The organism is Aquirhabdus parva, assembly GCF_003351745.1.
Lineage (GTDB): Bacteria > Pseudomonadota > Gammaproteobacteria > Pseudomonadales > Moraxellaceae > Aquirhabdus > Aquirhabdus parva.
In genome coordinates, this window is sequence record NZ_CP031222.1 from 1089431 (window position 1) to 1112678 (window position 23248).

The window sequence follows — 23248 nt, forward strand, 5'->3', positions numbered from 1 at the left end:
CCCACTCAGATTCATTGAGTAGTTGTGTAGTGACAGTTTTAGGCAGATTTACGCTGTTTTTCGGCCGATTCCAGCTCGCGGATTAAGGGCAGTACTTTTTTGCCAAAGTACTCAACTTCTTCGTGAAAGTGCAGGAATGCGGATAACACCAAATCGACTCCAGCGGCCTTCAGGGCAACAATCCGTTCTGCAATTTGCAGTGGGGTTCCAATCAGATTGGTTTTGAAGCCGTCGTTGTACTGCACCAAGTCTTCAAAACTAGATTTGGCCCAGTTCCCTTCGCCTTCAGGGGATGCTTTCCCTGCCTGTTTCACTGCGTCACCAAAGGCATTAACCGCTTCAGGATCTGCTTTTTCGATGATCTCTGCGAGGACTGCACGTGCTTCTTCTTCTGTATCTCGAGCAATAATGAATGCATTGACACCTACCTTAACGCTATGGTTGTTTGCAGCTGCTTTTGCACGAATATCATCGACTTGAGCTTTGATACCTTCAACGGTATTGCCATTGGTGAAGTACCAGTCAGATACGCGAGACGCCATATCCCGTGCTGCGCGTGAGCTACCGCCTTGGAAAATTTCAGGATGTGGATTTTGTTGCAGAGGTTTAGGTTTTAAGGTGTAGTTATTAAAGCGATAGAAATCGCCACTGAAGCTGAAGTTATCCGTAGTCCAAATGCCTTTTAGTGCTCGAATAAACTCTTCAGAACGGCGATAGCGTTCGTCATGTTCCAGCCAGTGCTCTCCAATAGCTGTGAATTCACCTTTAAACCAGCCGCTGACGATATTGACTGCAATACGACCATTGGTGAGTTGATCTATCGTGGCGAGTTGTTTGGCGGCGACGGCAGGATTCCATGGACCCGGTAGTAGCGCAGCAATGACTTTGAGTTTTTTGGTTGCAGCAAGTAATGCATGGCTAAAAGCGACAGGCTCATGTTGAAACTCAGCACCGTAACCTGCGGTAAAGCGGATTTGTGAGAGTGCATATTCAAAGCCATTTTCTTCGGCCAATTGTGCCAGCTTGATGTTGTAATCAATGTCCCAACTGGTGCGTTGTTCGATTTTGCTGACAACGAGACCACCGCTGACATTAGGAACCCAGTAGGCAAATTTAATTGGATCGGCTTGAGTAGTGCTATGCGTGCTCATAATGAATTTCCTTTAAAAAATATTTGTTAAAGTTGGGCAAGAAAGGGTTGGCGTAATACTGCTTGCTTACGTGGATCGGGCTGTAGTAACCAAGGCAAGGCACGGTTGACTGCAAGTTCAATACGGTTTTGCAATGCATCGTTATTGATTCGATAGTTGGTAAAGTCTTTGTCTGTACCATAGACACCGATCGGCAGTGTCAATGATTGGAAGAAGCTGAATAGCGGTCGTAGTTGATGATCGATGACCAAGGCATGACGCTCACTGCCACCTGTTGCGGCGAGTAAAATTGGGGTATCGATCAATGATTCATGGTCAACAAAATCAAAAAAATGTTTGAAGAGACCTGTATATGACCCACGGTAAACAGGTGAACCTACAACTAAAAAGTCTGCAGCTTCGATGGCTTGGATATGAGCATAAATATGAGTCGGTAAATCTGTACGTGACACCACATTGGCCAGTTGTGGCGCGATATCGCTTAATTTGACAAACTGCACTTCGATTGGCAGCGCAACAGATAGCTCACTGACAATCGCTTCAACCAAAGCATCAGTTTTTGAAGGTTTATGCAGGGCACCTGATACTGCGACGACTTTAAGGGGCTTGCTCATTTTGTTACTCCGTACATATTAGAATTTCAGTTAAAACAATAAAAACATAAAGAAAATTTCATAACCGCTGCTGGATCAGCAACCCCTACGAGTAAAATGTTGGTCTGGGTGGTTGATCGTTGAGTGTCCAATCACCAAGTTCGCGAATCTTGTAATCAATGGGGTCATGGAGGGTATAAGTTCTCAGGTTGCGCCAGAATCGGTCGAAGCCAAGTTCTGCTGCTGTTGAGCGTGCACCCATGATGTCGAAGATCCGGGTTGTGATATCTAGGCCGCCACGTCCAGAAACGACTTTTGCGGTTGCAATTGCGATGGCGACTTCGGCGCGTTCACTTTCAGTCAGGCGGGTATCGCGCGCCCATGCACGATCAAGTAATTCCGCGGCACGATTATTCAGGGCTCTTGCAGATTCCAGCGTGACCCAGAATTCGCCACTACGCTCAAGAGCATAAGGATCATTGGGTTGACGATCCGCAGTGGATAGAAGCCAACGGCGTGCTTGGGTTTGGGTATAGTGTTTAGCCGAGTTAAATGCACCCTCAGCAATTCCTAAATAGACATTGGAGAGGATCAACTGGGCAATCAATGGGCGAAGCGTGGCAAAGGTATTACCCAGTGGACCGGGATTGACCAGAATTTCATTTTCTTCTACGCGTACTCGATTGAAATCAGCGCTGCCACTGTCGGTTTGGCGTTGACCGATGTTGCTCCAGTCTTCGTAGAGGGTGATTCCCGCACGTTGCGTTGGGATAGCGGCAATGACGAGGCGATCGAGGCCATCTTGACGTGCAGAAGCGATCAGCATGTCCGAATCAAGAGCACCTGAGCAGAAACTTTTTTTACCAGTAAAATCGCGCCACCCTTCGTGTTGGACACTGACGGTTCGGGTATCGAGAGGGTTGAGCGCATTACCCCAAAACCAGTTTTGAGACACTGTTTGCTCAAAGAGATATTCCCACTGTTCAGGACTACCAAATAGGCGAACCGTGGCTAGCATGAGGTGCTGGAATGCATAAACATGTGCAATGGAACTATCTGCACGGGCAATAATCCTGACGGTCTCTAGCGTCTCTGCCCAACTGCCACCCAGACCGCCGTATTGAGTCGGAATACTGAGTGTGAGTAAGCTACTATCACGAATGATGTCACGTTCAGCTTTAGGGGTACCGCCGATGCGATCGCGCTCAATTACGGTTTGCGCTAACCATTCAGATAGAGATGTCGCGATTAGTATAGGACTATCCGTCACGACAGTAGGTTTCTTGGGTTGGTTAACAGACATGAGATGCTCCACAGCAAAAACAACGATGCTTAGTTGTCTGTACTAGTGCAGAGAGCGTGCCAGTTTTAATATATTGATTTTATTCATATAAATTTTAAAGTGTTGCTGGGGAAGCAGTGATTATTGTTGAGGTGATGTTGCTGTAGCAACACTTGGTCTGCTGGTTATTTTGCTTTTAGGTAGACTCTACAGACTTTGATGAGGCGGCGTTCTGGTCAAGAGCCTCGGGTTTAAGTGAGATATGCTGCGTATTCCTGAATAATGATGTATGGAGTGTTGAACGTGAATCAAAATTTAGAGCCTGTTGTGGGCACGCATAAGGTCATGGCATTACTGGCGAATGCACTGACTAAAGTCGGCTTACCATTGTTAGATAGTGCGGTTAAAGCATCTCAGCTCCCTTTTTCAACTCCTGACATGATTCGTCCAAATATCCATTCCAAATATTATGGCTGGACACATTACGGTATTTTCTTTCCCGATTTACCCGAACCTCATAAGTATTGCAATATCATGACGTTGCTAGGGGCCACGGGCTCTACTATTTTTGATAATGATTACTTGGTAAAGACTAATCCTCGAGATACCGCAACGTTTTTTTCTTCAACGGCGGCAAATGGCGTTCACCATTATCAAGCCTACTCAATTGCAAATGAATGCCAGATTATTGAAGATGGTTCGCTGATTCAGTTTGGAGATCATCTCGCCATCTCTGGAACTTATCCTGAATATCACATTCGTGCGGCTTATGGTGATTTTCAGCTTGATGTCGCTATCCATTGTACGGATCAAGTGGGGTGGTTTTTACGCAATGTTGTCTATGATCATTTCAGCTTACTTGCCAAATGCTCTGGAACGATCACTTATGCAGGCGTCACGACACCCATTGAGCGTTTGTGCACCTTTGAATATGCCCGCTGTATCAGTCCGCATTCCGTAACCAAAAATATTTTGCCTGACTCTTGGAAATTGCCAATTGATTTTTTCACTTATCAGATCATTAATGCGGATGAATCAACGCAGATATTGCTGACGGATGCGCGTTCACTTGGGACATCCGCTTTCAAGGGTGTACACATTCGTAGCTTGAATGGAGATGCCCAGATTCATGTCGATGATGTCGACTTTAAAATCACTGCATATCGAGATGAACTGGCGGTCGACCCCGAAGGGCGGACTATGCGTTTACCAAAGACATTCTCATGGGGTGTCAGAGATAAAGGTCAAACCATTTTAAACATTAACTGTACGATTGATGCAGAGTGGCGATATGGGCATGGGCGAGGCTATGCCAGTTGTTATCGTTTTACAGGAGAGTTCAATGGCAAATCGTTTGATGGTCAGGGGTATATAGAATATATCGATTGCGAAAGGCTAAATTAAATTTATATCAAGAGTCTGCGAGAAAATAAAAAAAGGAGCATTAATTTGCTCCCTTTTACGATCTTTAAAATATCTGCAGTAATCTGAAGTTCAGACGATTGTCTTCTTTAAAGCCGTTTTCAACTTTTATATCACGACCATACGTCAAGATGAATTGGGTTTTAGGCGCGACCCAAAAAGCACTACCGAGCCAAAATTTACTTTGGGTCGTCGCACTCATGGGGTGTCAGAGATAAAGGTCAAACCATTTTAAACATTAACTGTACGATTGATGCAGAGTGGCGATATGGGCATGGGCGAGGCTATGCCAGTTGTTATCGTTTTACAGGAGAGTTCAATGGCAAATCGTTTGATGGTCAGGGGTATATAGAATATATCGATTGCGAAAGGCTAAATTAAATTTATATCAAGAGTCTGCGAGAAAATAAAAAAAGGAGCATTAATTTGCTCCCTTTTACGATCTTTAAAATATCTGCAGTAATCTGAAGTTCAGACGATTGTCTTCTTTAAAGCCGTTTTCAACTTTTATATCACGACCATACGTCAAGATGAATTGGGTTTTAGGCGCGACCCAAAAAGCACTACCGAGCCAAAATTTACTTTGGGTCGTCGCATCACTTTTAATGCCATTTTGCTTGGTTTCACCGGCATCTGCATAGGAAATCCCTGCTCGGAGGTCTGCTTTCGGGCTCAAGAAATAGCGTGCGTTGGTTTGAAGCTGATAGCCCAAATCCTGTTTTAACGTACCACCAACGGCATCGGAGTTATCGCCATAAACAGTGACATCGCCTGCAACATCCCAGGCAATATCTGGCGTTAGACGGGTAGAGTAGGCAACTTGCAGTGTCCCTTTATAGCGATTTTCGCCCAGATTTAAGGCTTTGTTGCGGTCATAGTTGCCTGTTGGCAAGTAGAGATAAGGGGCGATCGCAAAGTAAGTGTGATTGACTGTGTCATTCACCAGCCACGTTGGAATTGCCAGAATCGCGTCACCAAATCCGCTAGCTTTGCCAAGTCCACTGGCATCGTCTTTGCCTTTGAGTTGGCCAAAAGGCAGTAGGATTTGAGGCAGTGTTAATATGCCGCTGATATCAGTGTAATGTACTAGACGCGCAATACCGATATTAGAGTCGAGTTCATTATGTCCAGCGACCTTGTCACTACCGCTATAAAGACTGCCGCGCTCTGCATGCTGAAGATAGAGCAGTCCTGCAGTCGTACCAGCAGGTGCAGTGTCATAGTCCCCCGCATCAAGATCAATCGCTTGAGCAAAAGGTGAAATTGCCGTAGTAATGGCAAGTAAAGCAATACGGAGTTGTTTAGCCTGAATCATGATTGTTTGTCCCCAAGACAAAATTAAAAAAGGAAAATGGTTTAGTTAAGAATTTATTCGCCGCCAGCTTCAAATAGCTCAAGGGGTAAGCCAACTTGACCTTTGCCAATCCATTCACGGGCGATGTTGTTGGATGGACCCATGCCAATACCTGCACGTGCATCACGGAAGAGGCGTTCGAGCAGGCCGCGCTTGTAGCCGTAGCCACCACTGATATCGAGTGCGAGGCGTGCAACTTTATTAGCAACTTCTGCCGCATGGACCTTAAACTCGGTGAGTGGTAGTAAGATTTCACCTTGAGGGCGTCCTGCAGCTTCGAGTTCATTGAGTTGACGTGCAAGGTCGGCTTGCCATGGGCCTAAACTTGAAACGAGAATTTTGGCTTCGCCGATTTGTTGGCGGAGAACTTGATAATCCGACAGGCTGCGATTGAAGTCTTGATGGGTGGTACGAGTCGCATATTTGACCACTTCTTCCAGTGCTGCTCTGGCAACACCATGCCAAACGGCTCCTAAGCCGATTAAATAAACAGGTGAAACACCGTGATAGATGATGTCTTTCCCTTGGTTTTCTTCTCCTAGGCGATCTTTTTGTGGCACGTTGACGTTTTCATAGCGGATCGGACCACTGTGATTGCCATGGACGCCTAGAGCCTCCCATACACCTGATTTAATGCCCGGATGTTTACCATCCGCGATAAAGAATGAAATCTCCGTCGGCCCTTTTGCACCTGGTGTACGTGTTTGTACGAGGTAGTAATCTGCTTGTCCTGAACTCGTGGTAAAGGATTTTTCAGCATTTAAAAGATAGTCATCGCCATCTCGGGAGGCTTCACTAAAGTTGTACCACCAGTGGCCACCAGATGCTTTTTCACTGGTTGAGTAGGTGCCCACTAAACCATCACGTGCAGTTTTCAGCCAACGGGTCTTTTGATCTTCATTGCCATATAATTGAATGGTCTTAAATGCACCTGAGTGCATGACATACACCAAACCTGTTGATGCACAGGCATGTCCGATTTCTTCAGATGCAATTGCAAAAGAAACAAAATCAAGCCCGAGTCCACCGTCTTGTTTAGATAAAAAAATACTATTCCAACCTTCTTTTGCCAAAGCATTTAAGTTTTGGCGAGGGTAGGTATAGGTTTCATCGATATGTGCGGCATTCGGGCGAATAGATTCATCGGCCAGTTTGCGAATATCTGCACGTACGCTGTTGTAATCGATCGTCATGGTTATCTCCGTTGAGCTTAAAAAATAAGATATGGAGTGCAGGTCATTTCAGGGGGAAAATGAACCGCACTCCATGCACTAGGGGTAGAGCAATCGATATGCCAAACTTAATTTATTGTTTTTAATGATTTAAATTTTTTCACTAGGATGAATTGTTGATCAACATGCAATTGTTTGTTGAAAGGATGTTGCTGTGGAATCAAATTGAAAAAAACCGGGGTGTTGTCTGAGCAACAATATGGCCTGTTCGCTAATAATTTGGCTGAAAAACGATCTATATCGCTTTTGAGTCTTAATTTATCGTTATATTTTCGGAGGATCTGGTTGGAGGTGTTGCTAGAGCAACAGATTCGAGAGTGAGAGAGGCGCTAGCCGTTGTTCATCTGACATTTCAAGTGACTAAACGATATCTTTTTATCCATATATTCCCTATCGAATAAAGCGATTGACCTTAAAAAAATTACTGTTTAGTTTGCTCATAACAGATTGATCGACCAATGAGAGGGCTTAATGAAAGTATTTCCTATCTTTATGATCTTAATTTCTATGGGGGTAAGCGCAGAGCCCCTAGTCCTGCATCCTGATCAGTTATCAGCAATTACCGTCTCTCCAGGTGTGACTCTCAAAGAGCTAACGGGACGCAGTGCGCTTGGCACAGCAAAAAGTGATCTGAATAGTGTTGCTTTATTTCACCTAGAACCCGGCAAAGCCAGCGCATGGAGCTATAACAAAATTGGAGAGGAGTCCTTTTTTATTTTAAAGGGTCATGGCAAGATTTGGACGGGAAGCCACTCGCAGGAAGTGAAAGAGGGGTCATTTATCTTGGTTCCACCAAGTGTCGTGCGTTCCATCCGAGCTGCCAAGAATGAGTCATTGGAGTTCTATGCGATTACTTCACCGGCATGGAGTAAAGAGGATGATGTATTAACCTCTGCACCTGAAGGTGCACCGAAGTAGTCGCACTTTCTGAGCCCATCCCTGATGCCAATTGATAATATAATCATATGTGAATCTGTACCTTCTGATGTCCTTTCAGTGGTAAGAGCTTCGTATATGTGTTTATTCATCTTCAATGACTGAAATTTAAAATCTATATGGCCATGTAATGCCTCATTAATTTATAAAAGAAAAATTTATGTTCGATATTCAAAACTACGGCAGCTTTATTGCCGCAATCATGATTTTCCAATTGATCCCTGGCCCTGCAACATTCGCTATCTTAAGTGCAACATCTAAAAATGGATTAAGCGCAGGATTTGCAGCAGTCGTTGGGACGTTACTGGGTGATTTATGTTTTATGATTGCCGCAGTTGTCGGTTTGGCCGCAATCATGCAAGCCAATCCCGTCATCTTCCAAGGACTTCAGTGGTTTGGTGCGGCTTATTTATTGTGGATGGGGTTTCAGCTTCTAAGCACGAATGAGCAAACTTCATCTACTCGCCCCGAGCCTGTGAAATCGGCTTGGGTCTATTTTAGACAAGCATTTGCCGTGTGTATGACAAATCCCAAGGCAGTTTTGTTCTTCGTTGCCTTTTTTCCTCTATTTTTGCACCCAGAGTCATCACGTTTGACGTTATTGATTATGATGTTGCATGTAACAATTTTGAGTTTTCTTTATCAGGCAGGTCTAGTACTGACTGGCAATCAAATTGCGATTCGTTTGAAGCCCGTTCCTTCAGCAGGCAAAATCGCCAGCAGGATTGCTGGCGCTGCGCTGATTTGTTTTGCCGTGAAACTTGCGATTCATAATTTGTAATCCGACAAGAAATCCTAGCTAAACAGAACAATTTTTATGAGACTACGGGGTGATTAGATGCTGCTTTACTTTTACTCGTGCTATTGGCGCGCCAATTCAACAGGGCATATAAGGCAATGGCAATAAATGTCGCCGTGCCAATCCCACCCAGATTAAAATGAGCGATGTGAAAGGAAAAATTACCTGCACCGCAAACCAGAGTCACTGCGGCGACAAGGAGATTACAATTATCACTAAAATCAACCTTGTTCTGAATCCAAATTCGGGCACCTGCAACAGCGATTAAACCGAACACCACAATTGCAGTTCCCCCTAGAATGGATGCAGGGATGGTATGAATCAGGGCGCCAAATTTAGGGGAGAGTCCCAGAAAAATTGCTACTCCAGCAGCTGCGACAAAGACAAGGCTTGAGTAGACGCGTGTTGCCGCCATCACGCCAATGTTTTCTGCATAGGTGGTCATCGCTGTACCCCCAACCGAGCCAGAAAGAGTCGTTGATAAACCATCTGCAAAAAAAGCACGACCGATATAGGGATCGAGATTTTGTCCAGTCATCGCGCTAACCGCTTTGATGTGACCAAGATTTTCTGCGACCAGAATAATCGCAACCGGCGCAATCATGATCATGGCATTGAGATCAAATACAGGTTGGCTAAATTGTGGAACTCCAAACCAAGCAGCGTGTGCTACACCAGCGAAGTCTATAGGTTGACCAAAACCAAGTCCATTGGCTAATAAGATGTAAACCATATAAGAGACAATGAGCCCCAGTAAAATGAGCAATCGTTGTACCAGTCCACGAGTGAAGATCGCGAAACCGCTAATGGACAGCACGGTAATAAGTGCCATGATGGTATCAAAATCTGATCCAGACACATCTTTTACCGCAATCGGTGCTAAATTTAAACCGATGGCCATCACGACAGCGCCAGTCACAACAGGTGGCATAAGACGCTCGACCCAATGAGTACCAACTGCCATCACGACGAGCCCAATGAGTGCATATAAAAGTCCGCAAGCAATCGTTCCGCCTAATGCAATGCCGAGATTAGGGTTTATACCTTGCCCAGCGTATCCTGTGACCGCAATGACCGCACCAATCACAGCAAAGCTTGATCCTAAATAACTCGGAACACGGCCACCGACAAGTAGAAAAAATAATAAAGTGCCGAAACCAGAGATAAAGATCATGAGATTGGGGTCAAAGCCCATTAGCAGGGGAGCGAGTACTGTCGCACCAAACATTGCAAAGGTATGCTGTAGTCCCATAAGTAGGGTTTGTGGCCATGGTAAGCGTTCATCTGTAGCGATGACTTGGCCATCTTGATGCGCTGGACGGATGCTCCAATCAGGGAACCATTTTGTTGCCATTGTTTTCTCCAATGATACGAGCCGTAATAGATGATTACGTTGTGGCTCATGATGGGGTTTATACTAAAAGCGGGTGTCGCCTTTGCATAAAACTTAAATCACTCAAACATTTAGGAAAAAATAAAATGGCGATCAGCCATATTTAATTCATCCATAACCCTAAAAATTGATATTTCAACTCTTTGGGTACAGCAGCAGCGTGATATACCTCGTATTTCGATCCGACAGTGATGGTAAAACGCATAAAAGAAGTGTTTTAGAACATCATCCGTTTGGAACGTCATATCAGTATCGTCACTTGCTTTAATCAAATCATAGCGAATTAATCTTGACCAAATGGACTATTTTTCAAGTGTAAAAAATTGATGATGGGTGAGGTAGAAATGGAATGTCGATTTGAAAATTCTGATTAGACTGTTTTTTGACCAAACATTAAATAAAATGACAAAAAAATGAATTATTATTTGATCAATAATGCAGAAAAGTGATCGAAAGTGCGCAGTTTATGGCATCATGCGGTTTTAAGCTGGGGAGCCTAAATATAATGGACAATAATGAGTTAAACGAATCGCAATCTGGAGTGGCTGCTGCTAAACCGGTACGAGCCATGACCAAAAAAAAATTAGTAAAGGCTGATAGTTCAGCGCAAGCGGATGGTACTGAGTCGAGCTCTTTATCACCGTCTCGTCGTCAACGTTCAGTTGAACTCAAGACGAAAGCGATTAAAGATTCTGCGTTAGCTGTTTTTTCAATGTATGGATTCCATGGGAGTAGTCTCGAACAGATTGCTGAACTCGCAGGGGTTTCCAAAGCAAATCTGCTGTATTACTTCTCATCCAAAGATGATCTATACCTGTACGTACTTAGAGACATTTTAGCGGTTTGGATGGCGCCTTTTGAAGCGCTGTCTGCAGATCAGGATGCAGTATCATCCATTAAAGAATATATCAAACAAAAACTGGAAGTTTCGCGTGATTATCCGCAGGCTTCACGTTTGTTCTGTTTAGAAATGATTCAAGGCGCACCACTTTTGAAATCACTGCTTGAAGGTAAGTTGCGCAAGCAGGTTCGGGAGAAAGCCAAAGTGATTAAGGCCTGGAGTGATGCTGGTCAAATTGCACCGATTGACCCATTCCATTTGATCTTTACCTTATGGGCAACCACGCAGCATTATGCTGATTTCCATGTTCAAATCGAAGCGATCACTGGAAAAACACTCGATAATGATCGCTTTCTGAAAAGCACAGTAGAGAATATTCAATCTTTAATCATTAATGGTTTACGTCCGCGTAGCGAGTAAATTTAAATGGTTAAGAAAAACCCGCTATGTTGAGCGGGTTTTTTTAGCTCAAAATTACTCAGTTGTTTTAATGGCATCAGGCAATTCTGCGGGTGCTTTCGTTTCTGCTTCACTTGCTGCTGCATCAATTTCTGCTTGGCGTTTTTTACCAAAAATGACGGTGCCTTCAATCGCAAGCGAGCTCAAACTTTGTTCTATAACTTCACTACCACGAGTCACTTTGACTTTTACTGGCATGTTACGGTAGTCGGGTGCGAGCCATACGTCGACGGTCACAGGTGAACCGCTGGTGTTGATACCGTGAATATGCAAGGTCCGAACCTTCCCAACAGGGAGTTTAAGCAGTTCTTCATCCAGCAGTTCGAAGTGTAGGTTATAAATTCCCGTTCCCAATGTCAGTTGCATGTCTTGTGATTTATCACCATATGCTAAAGCCATTTGAAAACCGATGCTGGCAACATCTTGAATCTTCGTATTGAAGGGAAGCTGCTTTAAATTGCTGGGCTTGCCATAATTGATGATTTTCGCATTGTGATCAAAATCGACCATGCGGATGACATTACTATTCAATAGAACACGGAACTGATTTGGCTGTAGGCCTTGTTCCGTTATAGCACCGTCACTGGTTACACGAACCTTGAAGCCTAAAGCACTGGCCTTATCCGTAATGCTATAGCGCCGACCTTCCATGCGCCATTCACTATTCATATTCAGACTGAAACCATAGCCAGAGGTCTTATAGTTGGCTTGAATCTCTACCGGAAAGGGTGGTGGGGCGTCTGAAGATGATGGAGTTTTAGTTGCTGTAGTATTTATTGCCCCTGCAGCCGTTAGGGCTGCAATGGCTTGACCCAGATTCGCTGGTGGTTGTGGTGATACCATTGGTTCAACATGAACTGTGGTATTGTCGATAAGGGTATTTTTTTGTAAATCATAGGTTTGTTCACTATCGTCATCATCAAGTGATACAGGGCCACTGGGAGATGTCTCAGGTGCTGCGATTAATTTGTCATATAAATCATAATCAGGTTTGGTTTCCCCTTTATGGTTCCCTTTTGTCGTTACTTTTTTTGTTTTGCTTACGTTCGTAGCCTTTGGAGCTTCTGAGCGAGCCTTTTCCTTAGGGGGCTGTGCAAGTGCAATAGGCTGATCTTGAATCAGCCTGATGGTAATAATTTCGGAACGTTTTGTCGGTTCATTATTAGATTTTTGGCCGAGGCTAACACTGACTTTTGGAACGGCCTTGGCTTTTTTGCGTGCAAGAACTTCATCTGGGGTTTCAGGATGAATCTGTTGGGAGATTTTTTCTCGCAAGGTATTAATAATATCTTGCCATGACATATCAAAGACTACAGGGACTCCGACGATCAAATGCAACACAAGCGAAAGAATCAGTGCAGTGATGACTAAAAGTCTTCTTTTAGGTGTACGTCTAACGGAAGTCAGCATATGTCAGCGTTTAGATGAATATCTATCCTAGGGTCTGGTTGCAGAGTGTAGCAAACGTAAATCGTATTTGTGTTGTCTTCATTTAAGTGCTTTATGCTTCACGCGTTGGATTTTTTATAATGCGCCTAACATAATACGTGCCTGTCGGAGTTCAATCACCGCGTCCTGGAGTTCATTGGTGAGCTGATATTGTCGCCGTCTAATTTCTTTGCTCCGTGTTTCGCTTGTTTTTTTGTCTTGTAGTTCATTACTTAATGAGTTTTGTTCACTATGTAGTTGATCAATTTTTTGATTGGCTTGGTAAACACGCTGTCCCGCTTGGGCAAAAGGGTAGAGCCCATTTTGTAGCGGTAATGGACAGATATCAAGGTGATTACGCCCAGCGAGTGCATCATCAAGGATCCGATGAGGCTGACAATAGTAGCCGAGTCCTTGTGCATAACCGAGGCGATAGGCATGAATATTATTGGGAGTGACGACGACTGCATTTTTGCTGCAACTATCTACGCGGTCACCGATATTATCAACGCGGCCAGCATTTCCGTCTTGTTGGCCTATTTTGTTCCAATCTGCAGTTTGGCATTCGCCAGCGCTCATCGTCTGGCATCCTGTTAATAAGGCGCTGGAGATGATGACCATAATGGTCAACTGTTGTTGAATATTAATCATTAGATTGACCCCTTTCACAAATCCCTATTGTCGAGAAACTTTTAGAGATGACCTTCATTGTTTTTATATGGTTTGTAGTGTACTTATTTTTGTATCAAATAACTGTAGTCCAGTCAAAGCTAAGCTGGCTTGTAGGAGCAAATCTTTAGGTTTTTCTAGACCTACACCCTTAATCGACTGATCACAGCGCAGGAGCAACTCAAGCCAACCAGTCGTTTGTGTTCGTTTAATCCGGCGCATGGCCTTTTGATAAAGACTTTGACGATTAAACCAAATGCCTAAAGATTGATAATTCGGGTTTGGGTTATCCAGCAGCTGAAGGATGAGGCGCATTTCTTTAGAGATCGTCCATAGAATCAGTGATTCAGCTTCGCCAGATTCGAATAAGTAATTTAAAATTTTGACCGTACGTTCGATATCACCCAATAATGCTGCATCGGATAAATCAAATAGGCTGTAACGTGATTGATCCGAGAGCGCTGGAAGTAATTTTTCAATATCAATTTGCTCATCAGGCTCGCTTAAAAACGATAGGCGAATAAGAGCCTGATGTGCCGCGAGAAGATTATTTTCGGTTTGGGAAATGAGCATCTTCCATGCTTCAGGGGTGAGCTCAACCTTCAACGTTTTGGCTTGCGTCGCCAGAAAGTCCTGTCGCTCTCGATCATTTTGTAGTGCGAGGGAAACGACCAATCCGTTAGCATCTAGCAATTGAAAGAATTTTGTTTTTTGGGCCGTGTGATCCTGTTTAGGCATATTGATAATCAGAATGTTATCACCAGGCGATTGAATAAATCGCTCAAGTGCAGCCATTCCGGCCGCATCCGGCTTATGGTTTCCGTGTATCTCAAGTGCCATGGTACTTGAAAATAACGACAAATTATCGAGCTGGCCCAGCGCCTCACGCCAGTCTGCACTACTGGTTAAATCTACACGCTGCCGCTCTATATTTTGTTCACGCCAATGTTTTCTGCATTGATCAAGCAGACTTTGCGCAAGCAAGGGCTCATCACCATGCATCAGCCATGCGCCAGAAGCACCGCTGATGCGTTTGCTTGCATTGAGATAGTCGGCCTTCATATAGCTGCCATCAAGAGATTACTCCAGCCCATAATACAAGATCAGGTGTCTGATGAATCATCAACTTGCTGCTTGTAATTCTGGTAAACGTCCCGTGGATACCTGTCTGACGATTTGTCGGGCAGCATCTTGGTAGAGCTCAGTTTGTAGCATGGTCGATTGCTGATCTGAGATACTGACCGTGTTGCGATTATATTGATAGCTACGGCGTGAGGTGACTGTTCTCGTTGTTGTAATCGCTTCGCCGTTTGCATTTTCAAGGCGATAGTCAGCTTCAACACCAATTTGGATTTCGGTCAATGAACCTGTGAGTTCTTGGCGAGTCGGTCTGACTGCAAGCACATGTAAACGCGGTGAACCCGACACATCCAATTTAACATTGAGTGCTGTGAGCTCTGCACGGATCCATGCATTCAGTTGTGTTCCTTCAGGAACAATGACCTGCAAATTGCGATAAGCTTCGGGCATTGCAAAGTTGCCACTGCCGCGTAGATGAAAACCGCATGCACCGAGTAATATAGCCATCGAAAATACGATGATGACTCGAAGGTTGTGTTGAATACTGTTCGTGATCGTCATGGCTTTGCTCATCATTGTTGTATTCATACCCACTCAAAGAGGCGAGAATCCAGTTTTTAGACACTCGCTGTTAAATTTTAATTGCAGCGCGTCTAATCACTGCAGCAGATTAAAACGATTACAGTACCAGATTCACCAAGCGGTTTTTAACAACAATTTCTTTTTTGGGTGTACTGGTTAAGAATTTTTGAATATCGGGCAGTGCTTTTGCCAAAGCCTTTAATTCTTCATCGCCAATATCCAGTGCGACATCGAGCTTACCGCGCAATTTCCCGTTGATTTGTACCATAATCGTTTGACTGGCACGAACCAAAGCGCTTTCATCAACCGCAGGAAATAATGCCGTAGTCACATCAATGTTAAATTTTGATAACAAGTCTTGGGCAAGATGTGGAGCAAAAGGCGCAAGCATAATCAATAGACCGATAAGCGCTTCACGCTCAACAATCTGATCATTTTGATCTTTTGCTTCAAATTTTCCAATCGCATTCGATAATTCCATTAAGGCTGCAATTGCGGTGTTAAACGACTGACGACGTTCAATATCATCAGCGATCTTTTGAATAGTTTCATGTAACTTTCTGCGCAAATCACGCGTTGATTCAGAAAGTGCTATATTACTATTGAGAGCAAGCGAAGAAAGATCTGTTTGAACAGACTCTAAATGCTGTGTGGTTTGACGCCAAACACGTTTTAAGAAACGGTTTGAGCCTTCTACACCAGCATCTGACCACTCCAAAGATTGATCGGGTGGGGCCGCAAACATCATAAAAATACGCGCAGTGTCAGCACCAAATTTATCAATAATCGCTTGGGGGTCTACACCGTTATTTTTGGATTTGGACATTTTTTCCATACCGCCAATAATGACCGGTAGTCCATCAGCAGTGAGCGTCGCTGACAAAATACGACTACGTTCGTCTTTCTCAAGGGTGACATCAGCGGGATTGATCCATGTTTTTTTACCTGCATCATCTTCACGATAAAAGGTATCCGCCAAGACCATGCCTTGAGTAAGGAGGCGAGTAAATGGTTCATTGCCCTGAACTACGCCTTCATCACGCATGAGTTTATGGAAGAATCGTGCATAGAGTAGATGCAAAATCGCATGCTCTACGCCACCAACATACTGATCGACAGGCAACCAACTTTGAGCGGCCTGTGGGTCGACTAAACCGTTTTGATATTCTGGTGAGGCGTAGCGTGCGTAGTACCAACTAGATTCTACAAAAGTATCCAGTGTATCGGTTTCGCGCTTGGCTGCTTGACCACAGTTCGGACAAGTCGTCTCATAAAATGATGGCATTTTTACTAAAGGATTCCCTGAGCCGTCTGGGACAACATCAGTAGGCAGCACCACGGGTAATTGATCCTCTGGAACTGGTACCTGTCCACAAGAAGGGCAGTTAATCATGGGAATTGGACAACCCCAATAGCGTTGACGCGATACGCCCCAGTCTCGAAGGCGGAATTGAACGCGACCTTCAGCCTGATCTTGAGGTTCAAGCTTTTCTAAAAGTTTGGCAAACGCACCGTCAAAGTCTAGACCGTCAAGTTCACCAGAGTTGATCAATATCCCACGTTCAGTATAAGCGGAGTTTACTGTATCAAAATCTTCTGGTGCTTGAATGACTTGTTTAATAGGCAAGTGATATTTCTGAGCAAACTCAAAATCACGTTCGTCATGTGCAGGAACTGCCATGACGGCACCTGAACCATAGCTCATCAGTACATAGTTTGCGACCCAGACTGGAATATTTTCACCAGTGATGGGGTGCTGAACAAACAGACCCGTTGCCATACCTTTCTTTTCAGCCGTCGCAAGATCGGCTTCCGCGACTGACCCCATGCGGCATTCATCATTAAAGGCTTTGAGTGCCGGATTATTTTCAGCGGCTTTGACCGCAAGTGGGTGCTCAGCGGCGACAGCAACATAGGTGACACCCATGAAGGTGTCAGGACGTGTGGTATAAACAGTCAAATTACCGTGTTCTGAAGGGAAGGTTAAATCCATACCTGTTGAGCGACCGATCCAGTTCTTCTGCATCGCAACAACTTGTGGCGGCCAATCAGTCAGGGTATCGAGATCATCTAGTAACTCTTGCGCATAATCTGTAATGCGGAAGTAATACATCGGAATGTCGCGTTTTTCAACCAATGCACCTGAACGCCAACCACGACCATCGATCACTTGTTCGTTAGCGAGGACAGTTTGATCGACAGGATCCCAGTTGACAGTTGACAGTTTGCGATAAATTAAGCCTTTTTTATAAAGTTGTACGAACAACCATTGTTCCCAGCGGTAGTATTCAGGTGTGCAGGTGGCAATCTCACGATTCCAATCAACTGACAATCCAAGGGACTTCAACTGATTACGCATGTAGTCGATGTTTTCAAAGGTCCATTTCGCTGGTGCAACTTGGTGTGCAATCGCTGCGTTTTCAGCCGGTAGACCAAAAGCATCCCAGCCCATTGGCTGCAGAACATTTTCGCCTTTTAAACGATAAAAACGGCTGATGACGTCGCCAATAGTGTAATTTCGAACATGGCCCATGTGTAGTTTCCCTGATGGATACGGAAACATAGACAAGATATAGCGATTTTTTTTGCTTTGATCGGGCGTATTGCTGACCGCGAATGATTGGCGCGCGTGCCAGTCCGCTTGAATACGCGGCTCTATCTCGCTCGGTTGATACTCCACAGGTGTAGCTTGTGAGAGGGTTTGAGTATTTTGGTTCGGGGTCAACACTGTATCTGTCATGGTACAAAAAGCTATGTCAAAAAGAGATTTGCCATAGCATAGCCGATACCATGCTCGGATTGGGAGTTGCTAAGGTTGGATTAGCATTTTTTTTGCACATTGGGTATTTTTTCGCTGTACCTTGCTTATTGAGCAGAGTACAGCGGTAGGGTAAAACACTTTCATTTATTTATTTGGGGCAGTCATTTTGTATTTGAGAGGTTTCTTGCTGTATACGACTAGCCTTATCTTCTTCGGTTAAGTAAACGCGTTCACCATCTGCACCATATGTCCGTAAACGTTGTCCACTTTGAAGTTGAGCCAAAGAAGCTTTCAATTGGATGCATGTATCGGCATTTTTTCTGCGTCGTTCGGCATCTGCTGCTGCTTCTTCTTTTGATTTAGCTGAAGCCTTTTCATCTGCCGCAACTGCTTTTTGGTTTGCGGAAGAAAGAGTAGATAGTTTTTTGATTTCACTAGCGCTGTCTGCAGGGACATGAGTATTAATATCTAATTTCTTGACTTGTTTCTGAGGTGGCGGTGTTTGAGTGTAGTGGGTCGAACCCTGCTCATCGGTCCATTTATAAAAAGGTTGGGCGTAGCTTGTCCCCACACTCATGAGTAGCGTTATAGCGGGTGAGAGGGTCAGTATCCATTTTTTCATGAGCTAGTCCTTGCTTTAACTTGAGTATTATGAAGTATTAACCAATATCAAAAACAGGCTAATGGGGATTGCTTGCAATCAACGTATTAGGTTCTTTTTGATTGTGGTAGTTCTTTAAGCGGAACAGAATGTGTTGGTGTTGGTGTTGGTGTTGGTGTTGGTGTTGGTGTTGGTGTTGGTGTTGGTGTTGGTGTTGGTGTTGGTGTTGGTGTTGGTGTTGGTGTTGGTGTTGGTGTTGGTGTTGGTGTTGGTGTTGGTGTTGGTGTTGGTGTTGGTGTTGGTTCTACATTCGTATTAGTCACTGGTGTATTGGGTGATCCTTCAGTTTTAACCACTGCAGAATTTGCTGGAGTGATGTGATGGCTAACAGAAACTGTTTTAAATTTCTTTTTATTGCATCCAGTCTCTGGCGCAAGCGTGTAGCTTACCGAGCCATTACTCTCTATTGATTTGCAATATTGTTCCGCATGAGCAACACCAATCGATGTTGCGGATAGACTTAGCATTAAAACTGACATTGAATAAAACTGTACGGCCCGTCCGTGGCTTATTTTATTAAATAGTGTGAATTCGCGCACTTAAAACACTCCTTGGATTGTGTGCATGCATATATTAGTCAGGATTAAAGCATATTTTTGCCTAAAAAGGATGTCCTGATTTTTATAATTGTTTTGCAGGCTAGGTCTTGACTGTGGTAGTTAAATTGCCGAAAATACGGGACTGATTTTTAGATCAGTTATTAGACGTCTATGCCGTCCACCCTTTGGCGAGGATGTCTTCTAACTTTGGCGAACATCCGCTCTATCGCGAGCCGCTGTTGATGCTTGGGGCATTCTCATCCGAATGCGCTGTATGTCCTATTCTGGTCACACTTACCAGCTTACGACTTTCTGCTCTGCCGTCAAAATTCTGCTCGTCTAAGAGCTTTCTATATAATTGTCTGGATCGCATACTGCTTTCTGGGCTGATGTTGTTTTTCTATTGCTTTGTTGTCAGATACAACATCGATAGAATCACAACGAGTTGTTCGTCATGAGTACGACTAGGGTGAGTTAAATTGGAACATACTTCAGAAAAACAGACTGCTGCAGATACGCGCAGTACCGATAAGAAAACAGAGTTACTCTCTGGCGGCGATATGCTGATTCGCGCACTGGCTGATGAAGGCGTTGAATACGTCTTTGGTTACCCAGGCGGTGCTGTACTGCATATTTACGATGCGATGTTTCGTCAAGACAAAGTCCAGCATATTCTCGTGCGTCACGAGCAAGCTGCAGGTCATATGGCCGATGCTTATTCGCGTTCAACCGGTAAAACTGGTGTGGTTCTTGTTACCTCAGGCCCAGGTGCGACCAATACTGTGACCGCGATTGCTACAGCTTATATGGATTCAATTCCTATGGTTGTTATTTCAGGTCAAGTTCCTTCGCATCTGATCGGCGAAGACGCTTTTCAAGAAACCGATATGATCGGTGTTTCTCGTCCAATCGTGAAGCATAGCTTTCAGGTTCGTCACGCCAGTGAAATTCCGATGATCGTCAAAAAGGCGTTCTATATCGCGGGTAGTGGTCGTCCTGGTCCAGTCGTTATCGACATTCCAAAAGATGTGACGAATCCTGTCGAAAAATTTGCTTACGAATACCCCGAGAAAGTCAAACTACGCTCATATCTGCCGCCAGGTCGTGGGCATGCCGGTCAGATTCGTAAGGCGATTGACGAGCTTCTCGCTGCAAAGCGTCCGATTATTTATGCGGGCGGTGGTGTAGTACAGGGCAATGCGTCACATCATTTGACTGAACTTGCTCATTTATTGAATTATCCAGTCACCAATACATTGATGGGCTTGGGTGCATTCCCGGGTACTGACCCACAGTTTGTCGGTATGCTCGGTATGCACGGCACTTATGAAGCCAATATGACGATGCACCATGCGGATGTCATCTTGTGTATCGGTGCGCGCTTCGACGACCGTGTGACCAATAATCCGGCTAAATTCTGTCCAGATGCCAAGATTATTCACATTGATATCGACCCTGCTGCGATTTCAAAAACCATCATGGCGCATATTCCTATCGTTGGTGCGGTTGAACCCGTATTGGCGGAAATGTTGACCCAGTTGAAACAACTAGGTGTAAACAAACCAAACCCAACTGAAATTGGCAATTGGTGGAGCCAAATCAACGAGTGGCGTAAACGTCATGGCCTGCGTTACGATGCGCCTGCTGCGGGTGAAATGAAACCTCAGCAAGTCGTTGAGATGCTGCACAAAATTACCAATGGTAAAGCCATCATCACCTCCGACGTTGGTCAGCATCAAATGTTTGCTGCGTTGTATTACAAATATGATGAACCACGTCAGTGGATCAACTCTGGTGGTCTAGGCACCATGGGTGTGGGTCTGCCTTATGCGATGGGTTGTAAACTCGCCTTCCCAGAACGTGACGTCGTCTGTATCACAGGCGAAGGGTCGATTCAGATGAATATCCAAGAGCTATCAACCTGCTTGCAATATAACTTGCCTGTTAAGATTTTGTGCTTAAACAACCGTTCACTCGGGATGGTGAAGCAATGGCAAGATATGCAGTACGAAGGTCGTCATTCAAGCTCGTACATGGAGTCTTTGCCTGACTTTGTTAAGTTGGTTGAAGCCTATGGTCATGTCGGTATGAAAATCACCGATCCCTCACAATTAGAAAGCAAAATGGCAGAAGCCATGGCGATGAAAGACCGTCTGGTTTATATGGATGTTTACGTTGATCCAAAGGAGCACGTTTACCCGATGCAAATCGCTCAGCAATCCATGCGCGATATGTGGCTTAGAAAAGGGGAGCGCACATAATGCGTCATATTATTTCTGTATTGGTTGAAAACGAAGCGGGTGCCTTGTCACGTTTGGTTGGTTTGTTTAGTCAACGCGGCTATAACATTGAAACACTGAACGTTGCGCCGACTGAAGATGAGACGTTGTCACGTTTAACGCTGACCACCTATGGTAATGAGCACAAAATTGAGCAAATTACCAAGCAACTGAACAAGCTGATTGAAGTGGTCAAGGTTGTGGATCTTTCAGAAGGTTCACATATCGAACGTGAATTGATGCTGATTAAGCTGAAAGCGATTGGTGCTGCACGTGCAGAAATTAAACGCACAGCGGATATCTTCCGTGCCCAAATCGTCGATGTAACGCCAACGACCTATACCATTCAGATTGCTGGTGCGACGGATAAGTTGGATGGTTTTATTGAAGCCCTCGCTGAAAACACGATTCTTGAAGTCGTGCGTTCTGGTGTGCTGGGTGTTGCGCGCGGTGAAAAAGTACTGAGCGTTTAATGAATTACTGAAAATCCCAGAGTTCTGTGGTCGAATAACCCTTTGATCACAGGAAATGCTTTATAAAAGTTAGTCTTTGGGAGGCATTTTTAGGCATATTTTGAGGTTTAAACACTAAAATCTTGCCATTCGTCGCTGCAATTTAGTCGTATAACTGTTAAATTGCGCGCCATAAATGAATACTGTTTTAAACGAGATATTTCTCTACATTGTTTTTTAATGATAGTTGCCTATTTGTTTTTTCACTAAAGATTTACTGGAGTTTGCTGCATGAACATTTTTTATGATAAAGATTGTGATCTTTCCCTGATTCAAGCTAAAAAAGTAGCCATCATTGGTTATGGTTCACAAGGTCATGCCCATGCACTGAACTTGAAAGATTCTGGTGTTGATGTTGTTGTCGGTCTGCGTGCGGGTTCAACCTCATGGATCAAAGCTGAAAACTCAGGCTTAAAAGTTAGCGAAGTGAAAGACGCGGTTGCATCTGCTGATGTTGTTATGATTCTGACTCCAGATGAATTCCAATCAAAATTGTATCGTGATGAAATCGAACCAAACCTGAAAAAAGGCGGCACATTGGCGTTCGCACATGGTTTTGCGGTTCATTACAACCAAGTTGTACCACGTGCTGACTTAGACGTGATCATGGTTGCACCAAAAGCACCAGGTCACACTGTACGTTCAGAATACGTTCGTGGTGGCGGTGTTCCTGATCTGGTTGCAATCTACCAAGACGCTTCTGGTAAAGCTCGTGATTTAGCACTGGCTTATGCATCAGGTGTGGGTGGTGGTCGTACTGGTATCATCGAAACCACATTCAAAGACGAAACCGAAACAGACTTGTTCGGTGAACAAGCTGTTCTGTGTGGTGGTGCAGTTGAACTGGTTAAAATGGGTTATGAAACGCTGGTTGAAGCGGGCTACGCACCAGAAATGGCTTATTTTGAATGTCTGCATGAGTTGAAATTGATTGTTGATTTGATGTTCGAAGGCGGTATCGCTGACATGAACTATTCGATCTCTAACAACGCAGAATACGGCGAATACGTCACCGGTACTGAAGTTATCAATGAACAATCACGTGTTGCGATGCGCAACGCACTGAAACGTATTCAATCAGGCGAATACGCAAAAATGTTCATTGCTGAAGGCGCTGCAAACTATCCATCCATGACTGCGCGTCGTCGTAACAATGCAGCACATGGTATCGAGGTGACTGGTACGAAACTGCGTGCCATGATGCCTTGGATCCAAGCGAACAAGATCGTTGATAAAACCAAGAACTAAGATTTTGCTTTTATCAATTGATAAAAA

General features: G+C 44.4%; 21 protein-coding genes and 1 pseudogene. 8 read left to right on the forward strand and 14 right to left on the reverse strand.

Translation table 11 applies throughout. The features are described 5' to 3' along the window. Nucleotides 1-38: 38 nt before the first annotated feature. The 3 genes and pseudogenes from sfnG to HYN46_RS04840 form a co-directional block, all read right to left on the reverse strand. Nucleotides 39-1151: a dimethylsulfone monooxygenase SfnG gene (gene sfnG, locus HYN46_RS04830; RefSeq protein ID WP_114898333.1), complete on the reverse strand. Its 1113-nt coding sequence runs from the start codon at nt 1149-1151 to the stop codon at nt 39-41. 86 nt (nt 1152-1237) lie between these two features. Continuing rightward, a pseudogene (gene msuE / locus HYN46_RS04835) lies at nt 1238-1765 on the reverse strand (FMN reductase); the annotation flags it as partial. Nucleotides 1766-1850: 85 nt separating this feature from the next. Beyond that, on the reverse strand, nt 1851-3047 hold the full coding sequence (locus tag HYN46_RS04840; RefSeq protein ID WP_114898335.1) for an acyl-CoA dehydrogenase family protein: 1197 nt from the start codon (nt 3045-3047) through the stop codon (nt 1851-1853). Between the two features lie 282 nt (nt 3048-3329). Between HYN46_RS04840 and HYN46_RS04845 the strand changes: the two genes are divergently transcribed. Continuing rightward, a complete protein-coding gene (locus tag HYN46_RS04845; RefSeq protein WP_210009381.1) occupies nt 3330-4430 on the forward strand; it encodes a DUF6670 family protein in 1101 nt (366 codons plus the stop codon). Nucleotides 4431-4494: 64 nt separating this feature from the next. Here the strand turns inward: HYN46_RS04845 and HYN46_RS17230 are convergent, their stop codons facing one another. After that, nucleotides 4495-4650, reverse strand: coding sequence for a hypothetical protein (locus HYN46_RS17230; RefSeq protein WP_162818086.1), 156 nt, complete (start codon nt 4648-4650; stop codon nt 4495-4497). Nucleotides 4651-4685: 35 nt separating this feature from the next. Here HYN46_RS17230 and HYN46_RS17575 point away from each other — a divergent pair, with 35 nt between their 5' ends. Then, nucleotides 4686-4829: a DUF6670 family protein gene (locus tag HYN46_RS17575; RefSeq protein ID WP_407640790.1), complete on the forward strand. Its 144-nt coding sequence runs from the start codon at nt 4686-4688 to the stop codon at nt 4827-4829. Nucleotides 4830-4893: 64 nt separating this feature from the next. On the opposite strand, the gene HYN46_RS04850 is transcribed toward HYN46_RS17575, so the two are convergent. Both HYN46_RS04850 and HYN46_RS04855 read right to left on the reverse strand, forming a co-directional pair. After that, complete coding sequence (locus HYN46_RS04850; protein ID WP_114898336.1) at nt 4894-5763, reverse strand: transporter; 870 nt, start codon at nt 5761-5763, stop codon at nt 4894-4896. A gap of 53 nt (nt 5764-5816) precedes the next feature. Then, complete coding sequence (locus HYN46_RS04855; RefSeq protein WP_114898337.1) at nt 5817-6995, reverse strand: acyl-CoA dehydrogenase family protein; 1179 nt, start codon at nt 6993-6995, stop codon at nt 5817-5819. Between the two features lie 510 nt (nt 6996-7505). On the opposite strand from HYN46_RS04855, the gene HYN46_RS04860 reads away from it, so the two are divergent. Next, nucleotides 7506-7952 carry a cupin domain-containing protein gene (locus HYN46_RS04860; protein ID WP_114898338.1) on the forward strand — a complete coding sequence of 149 codons (447 nt, stop codon included), beginning with the start codon at nt 7506-7508 and terminating at the stop codon, nt 7950-7952. Between the two features lie 178 nt (nt 7953-8130). Continuing rightward, entirely contained in the window at nt 8131-8751 is a 621-nt protein-coding gene (locus HYN46_RS04865; protein ID WP_114898339.1) for a LysE family translocator, read from the forward strand. 34 nt (nt 8752-8785) lie between these two features. Here HYN46_RS04865 and HYN46_RS04870 read toward each other — a convergent pair whose 3' ends face one another. Then, a complete protein-coding gene (locus tag HYN46_RS04870; RefSeq protein WP_114898340.1) occupies nt 8786-10123 on the reverse strand; it encodes a solute carrier family 23 protein in 1338 nt (445 codons plus the stop codon). 544 nt (nt 10124-10667) lie between these two features. On the opposite strand from HYN46_RS04870, the gene rutR reads away from it, so the two are divergent. Beyond that, nucleotides 10668-11423: an HTH-type transcriptional regulator RutR gene (gene rutR, locus HYN46_RS04875; protein ID WP_228254892.1), complete on the forward strand. Its 756-nt coding sequence runs from the start codon at nt 10668-10670 to the stop codon at nt 11421-11423. Nucleotides 11424-11477: 54 nt separating this feature from the next. Here the strand turns inward: rutR and HYN46_RS04880 are convergent, their stop codons facing one another. From HYN46_RS04880 to HYN46_RS17405, 7 genes are all read right to left on the reverse strand, one after another. Beyond that, nucleotides 11478-12872 (reverse strand): DUF3108 domain-containing protein, encoded by a 1395-nt coding sequence (locus HYN46_RS04880; protein WP_114898341.1) that lies wholly within the window; start codon nt 12870-12872, stop codon nt 11478-11480. A 114-nt stretch (nt 12873-12986) separates the two neighbouring features. Next, nucleotides 12987-13541, reverse strand: coding sequence for a DUF2799 domain-containing protein (locus HYN46_RS04885; protein ID WP_114898342.1), 555 nt, complete (start codon nt 13539-13541; stop codon nt 12987-12989). A gap of 63 nt (nt 13542-13604) precedes the next feature. Continuing rightward, complete coding sequence (holA, locus tag HYN46_RS04890; RefSeq protein WP_114898343.1) at nt 13605-14621, reverse strand: DNA polymerase III subunit delta; 1017 nt, start codon at nt 14619-14621, stop codon at nt 13605-13607. A 60-nt stretch (nt 14622-14681) separates the two neighbouring features. Beyond that, a complete protein-coding gene (locus HYN46_RS04895; RefSeq protein WP_162818087.1) occupies nt 14682-15200 on the reverse strand; it encodes an LPS-assembly lipoprotein LptE in 519 nt (172 codons plus the stop codon). Between the two features lie 118 nt (nt 15201-15318). Continuing rightward, complete coding sequence (gene leuS, locus HYN46_RS04900) at nt 15319-17961, reverse strand: leucine--tRNA ligase (RefSeq protein ID WP_114898345.1); 2643 nt, start codon at nt 17959-17961, stop codon at nt 15319-15321. A gap of 169 nt (nt 17962-18130) precedes the next feature. After that, nucleotides 18131-18604, reverse strand: coding sequence for a DUF4124 domain-containing protein (locus HYN46_RS04905; protein ID WP_114898346.1), 474 nt, complete (start codon nt 18602-18604; stop codon nt 18131-18133). An 86-nt stretch (nt 18605-18690) separates the two neighbouring features. Next, on the reverse strand, nt 18691-19182 hold the full coding sequence (locus HYN46_RS17405) for a hypothetical protein (RefSeq protein WP_210009383.1): 492 nt from the start codon (nt 19180-19182) through the stop codon (nt 18691-18693). Nucleotides 19183-19661: 479 nt separating this feature from the next. On the opposite strand from HYN46_RS17405, the gene HYN46_RS04915 reads away from it, so the two are divergent. From HYN46_RS04915 to ilvC, 3 genes are all read left to right on the forward strand, one after another. Further along, nucleotides 19662-21443 (forward strand): acetolactate synthase 3 large subunit, encoded by a 1782-nt coding sequence (locus HYN46_RS04915; protein ID WP_228254893.1) that lies wholly within the window; start codon nt 19662-19664, stop codon nt 21441-21443. Further along, nucleotides 21443-21934, forward strand: coding sequence for an acetolactate synthase small subunit (ilvN, locus tag HYN46_RS04920; RefSeq protein WP_114898347.1), 492 nt, complete (start codon nt 21443-21445; stop codon nt 21932-21934). The genes HYN46_RS04915 and ilvN overlap by 1 nt, the downstream gene beginning before the upstream one ends. A 270-nt stretch (nt 21935-22204) precedes the next feature. Continuing rightward, nucleotides 22205-23221 carry a ketol-acid reductoisomerase gene (ilvC, locus tag HYN46_RS04925; RefSeq protein WP_114898348.1) on the forward strand — a complete coding sequence of 339 codons (1017 nt, stop codon included), beginning with the start codon at nt 22205-22207 and terminating at the stop codon, nt 23219-23221. The last annotated feature ends 27 nt before the right edge of the window (nt 23222-23248 follow it).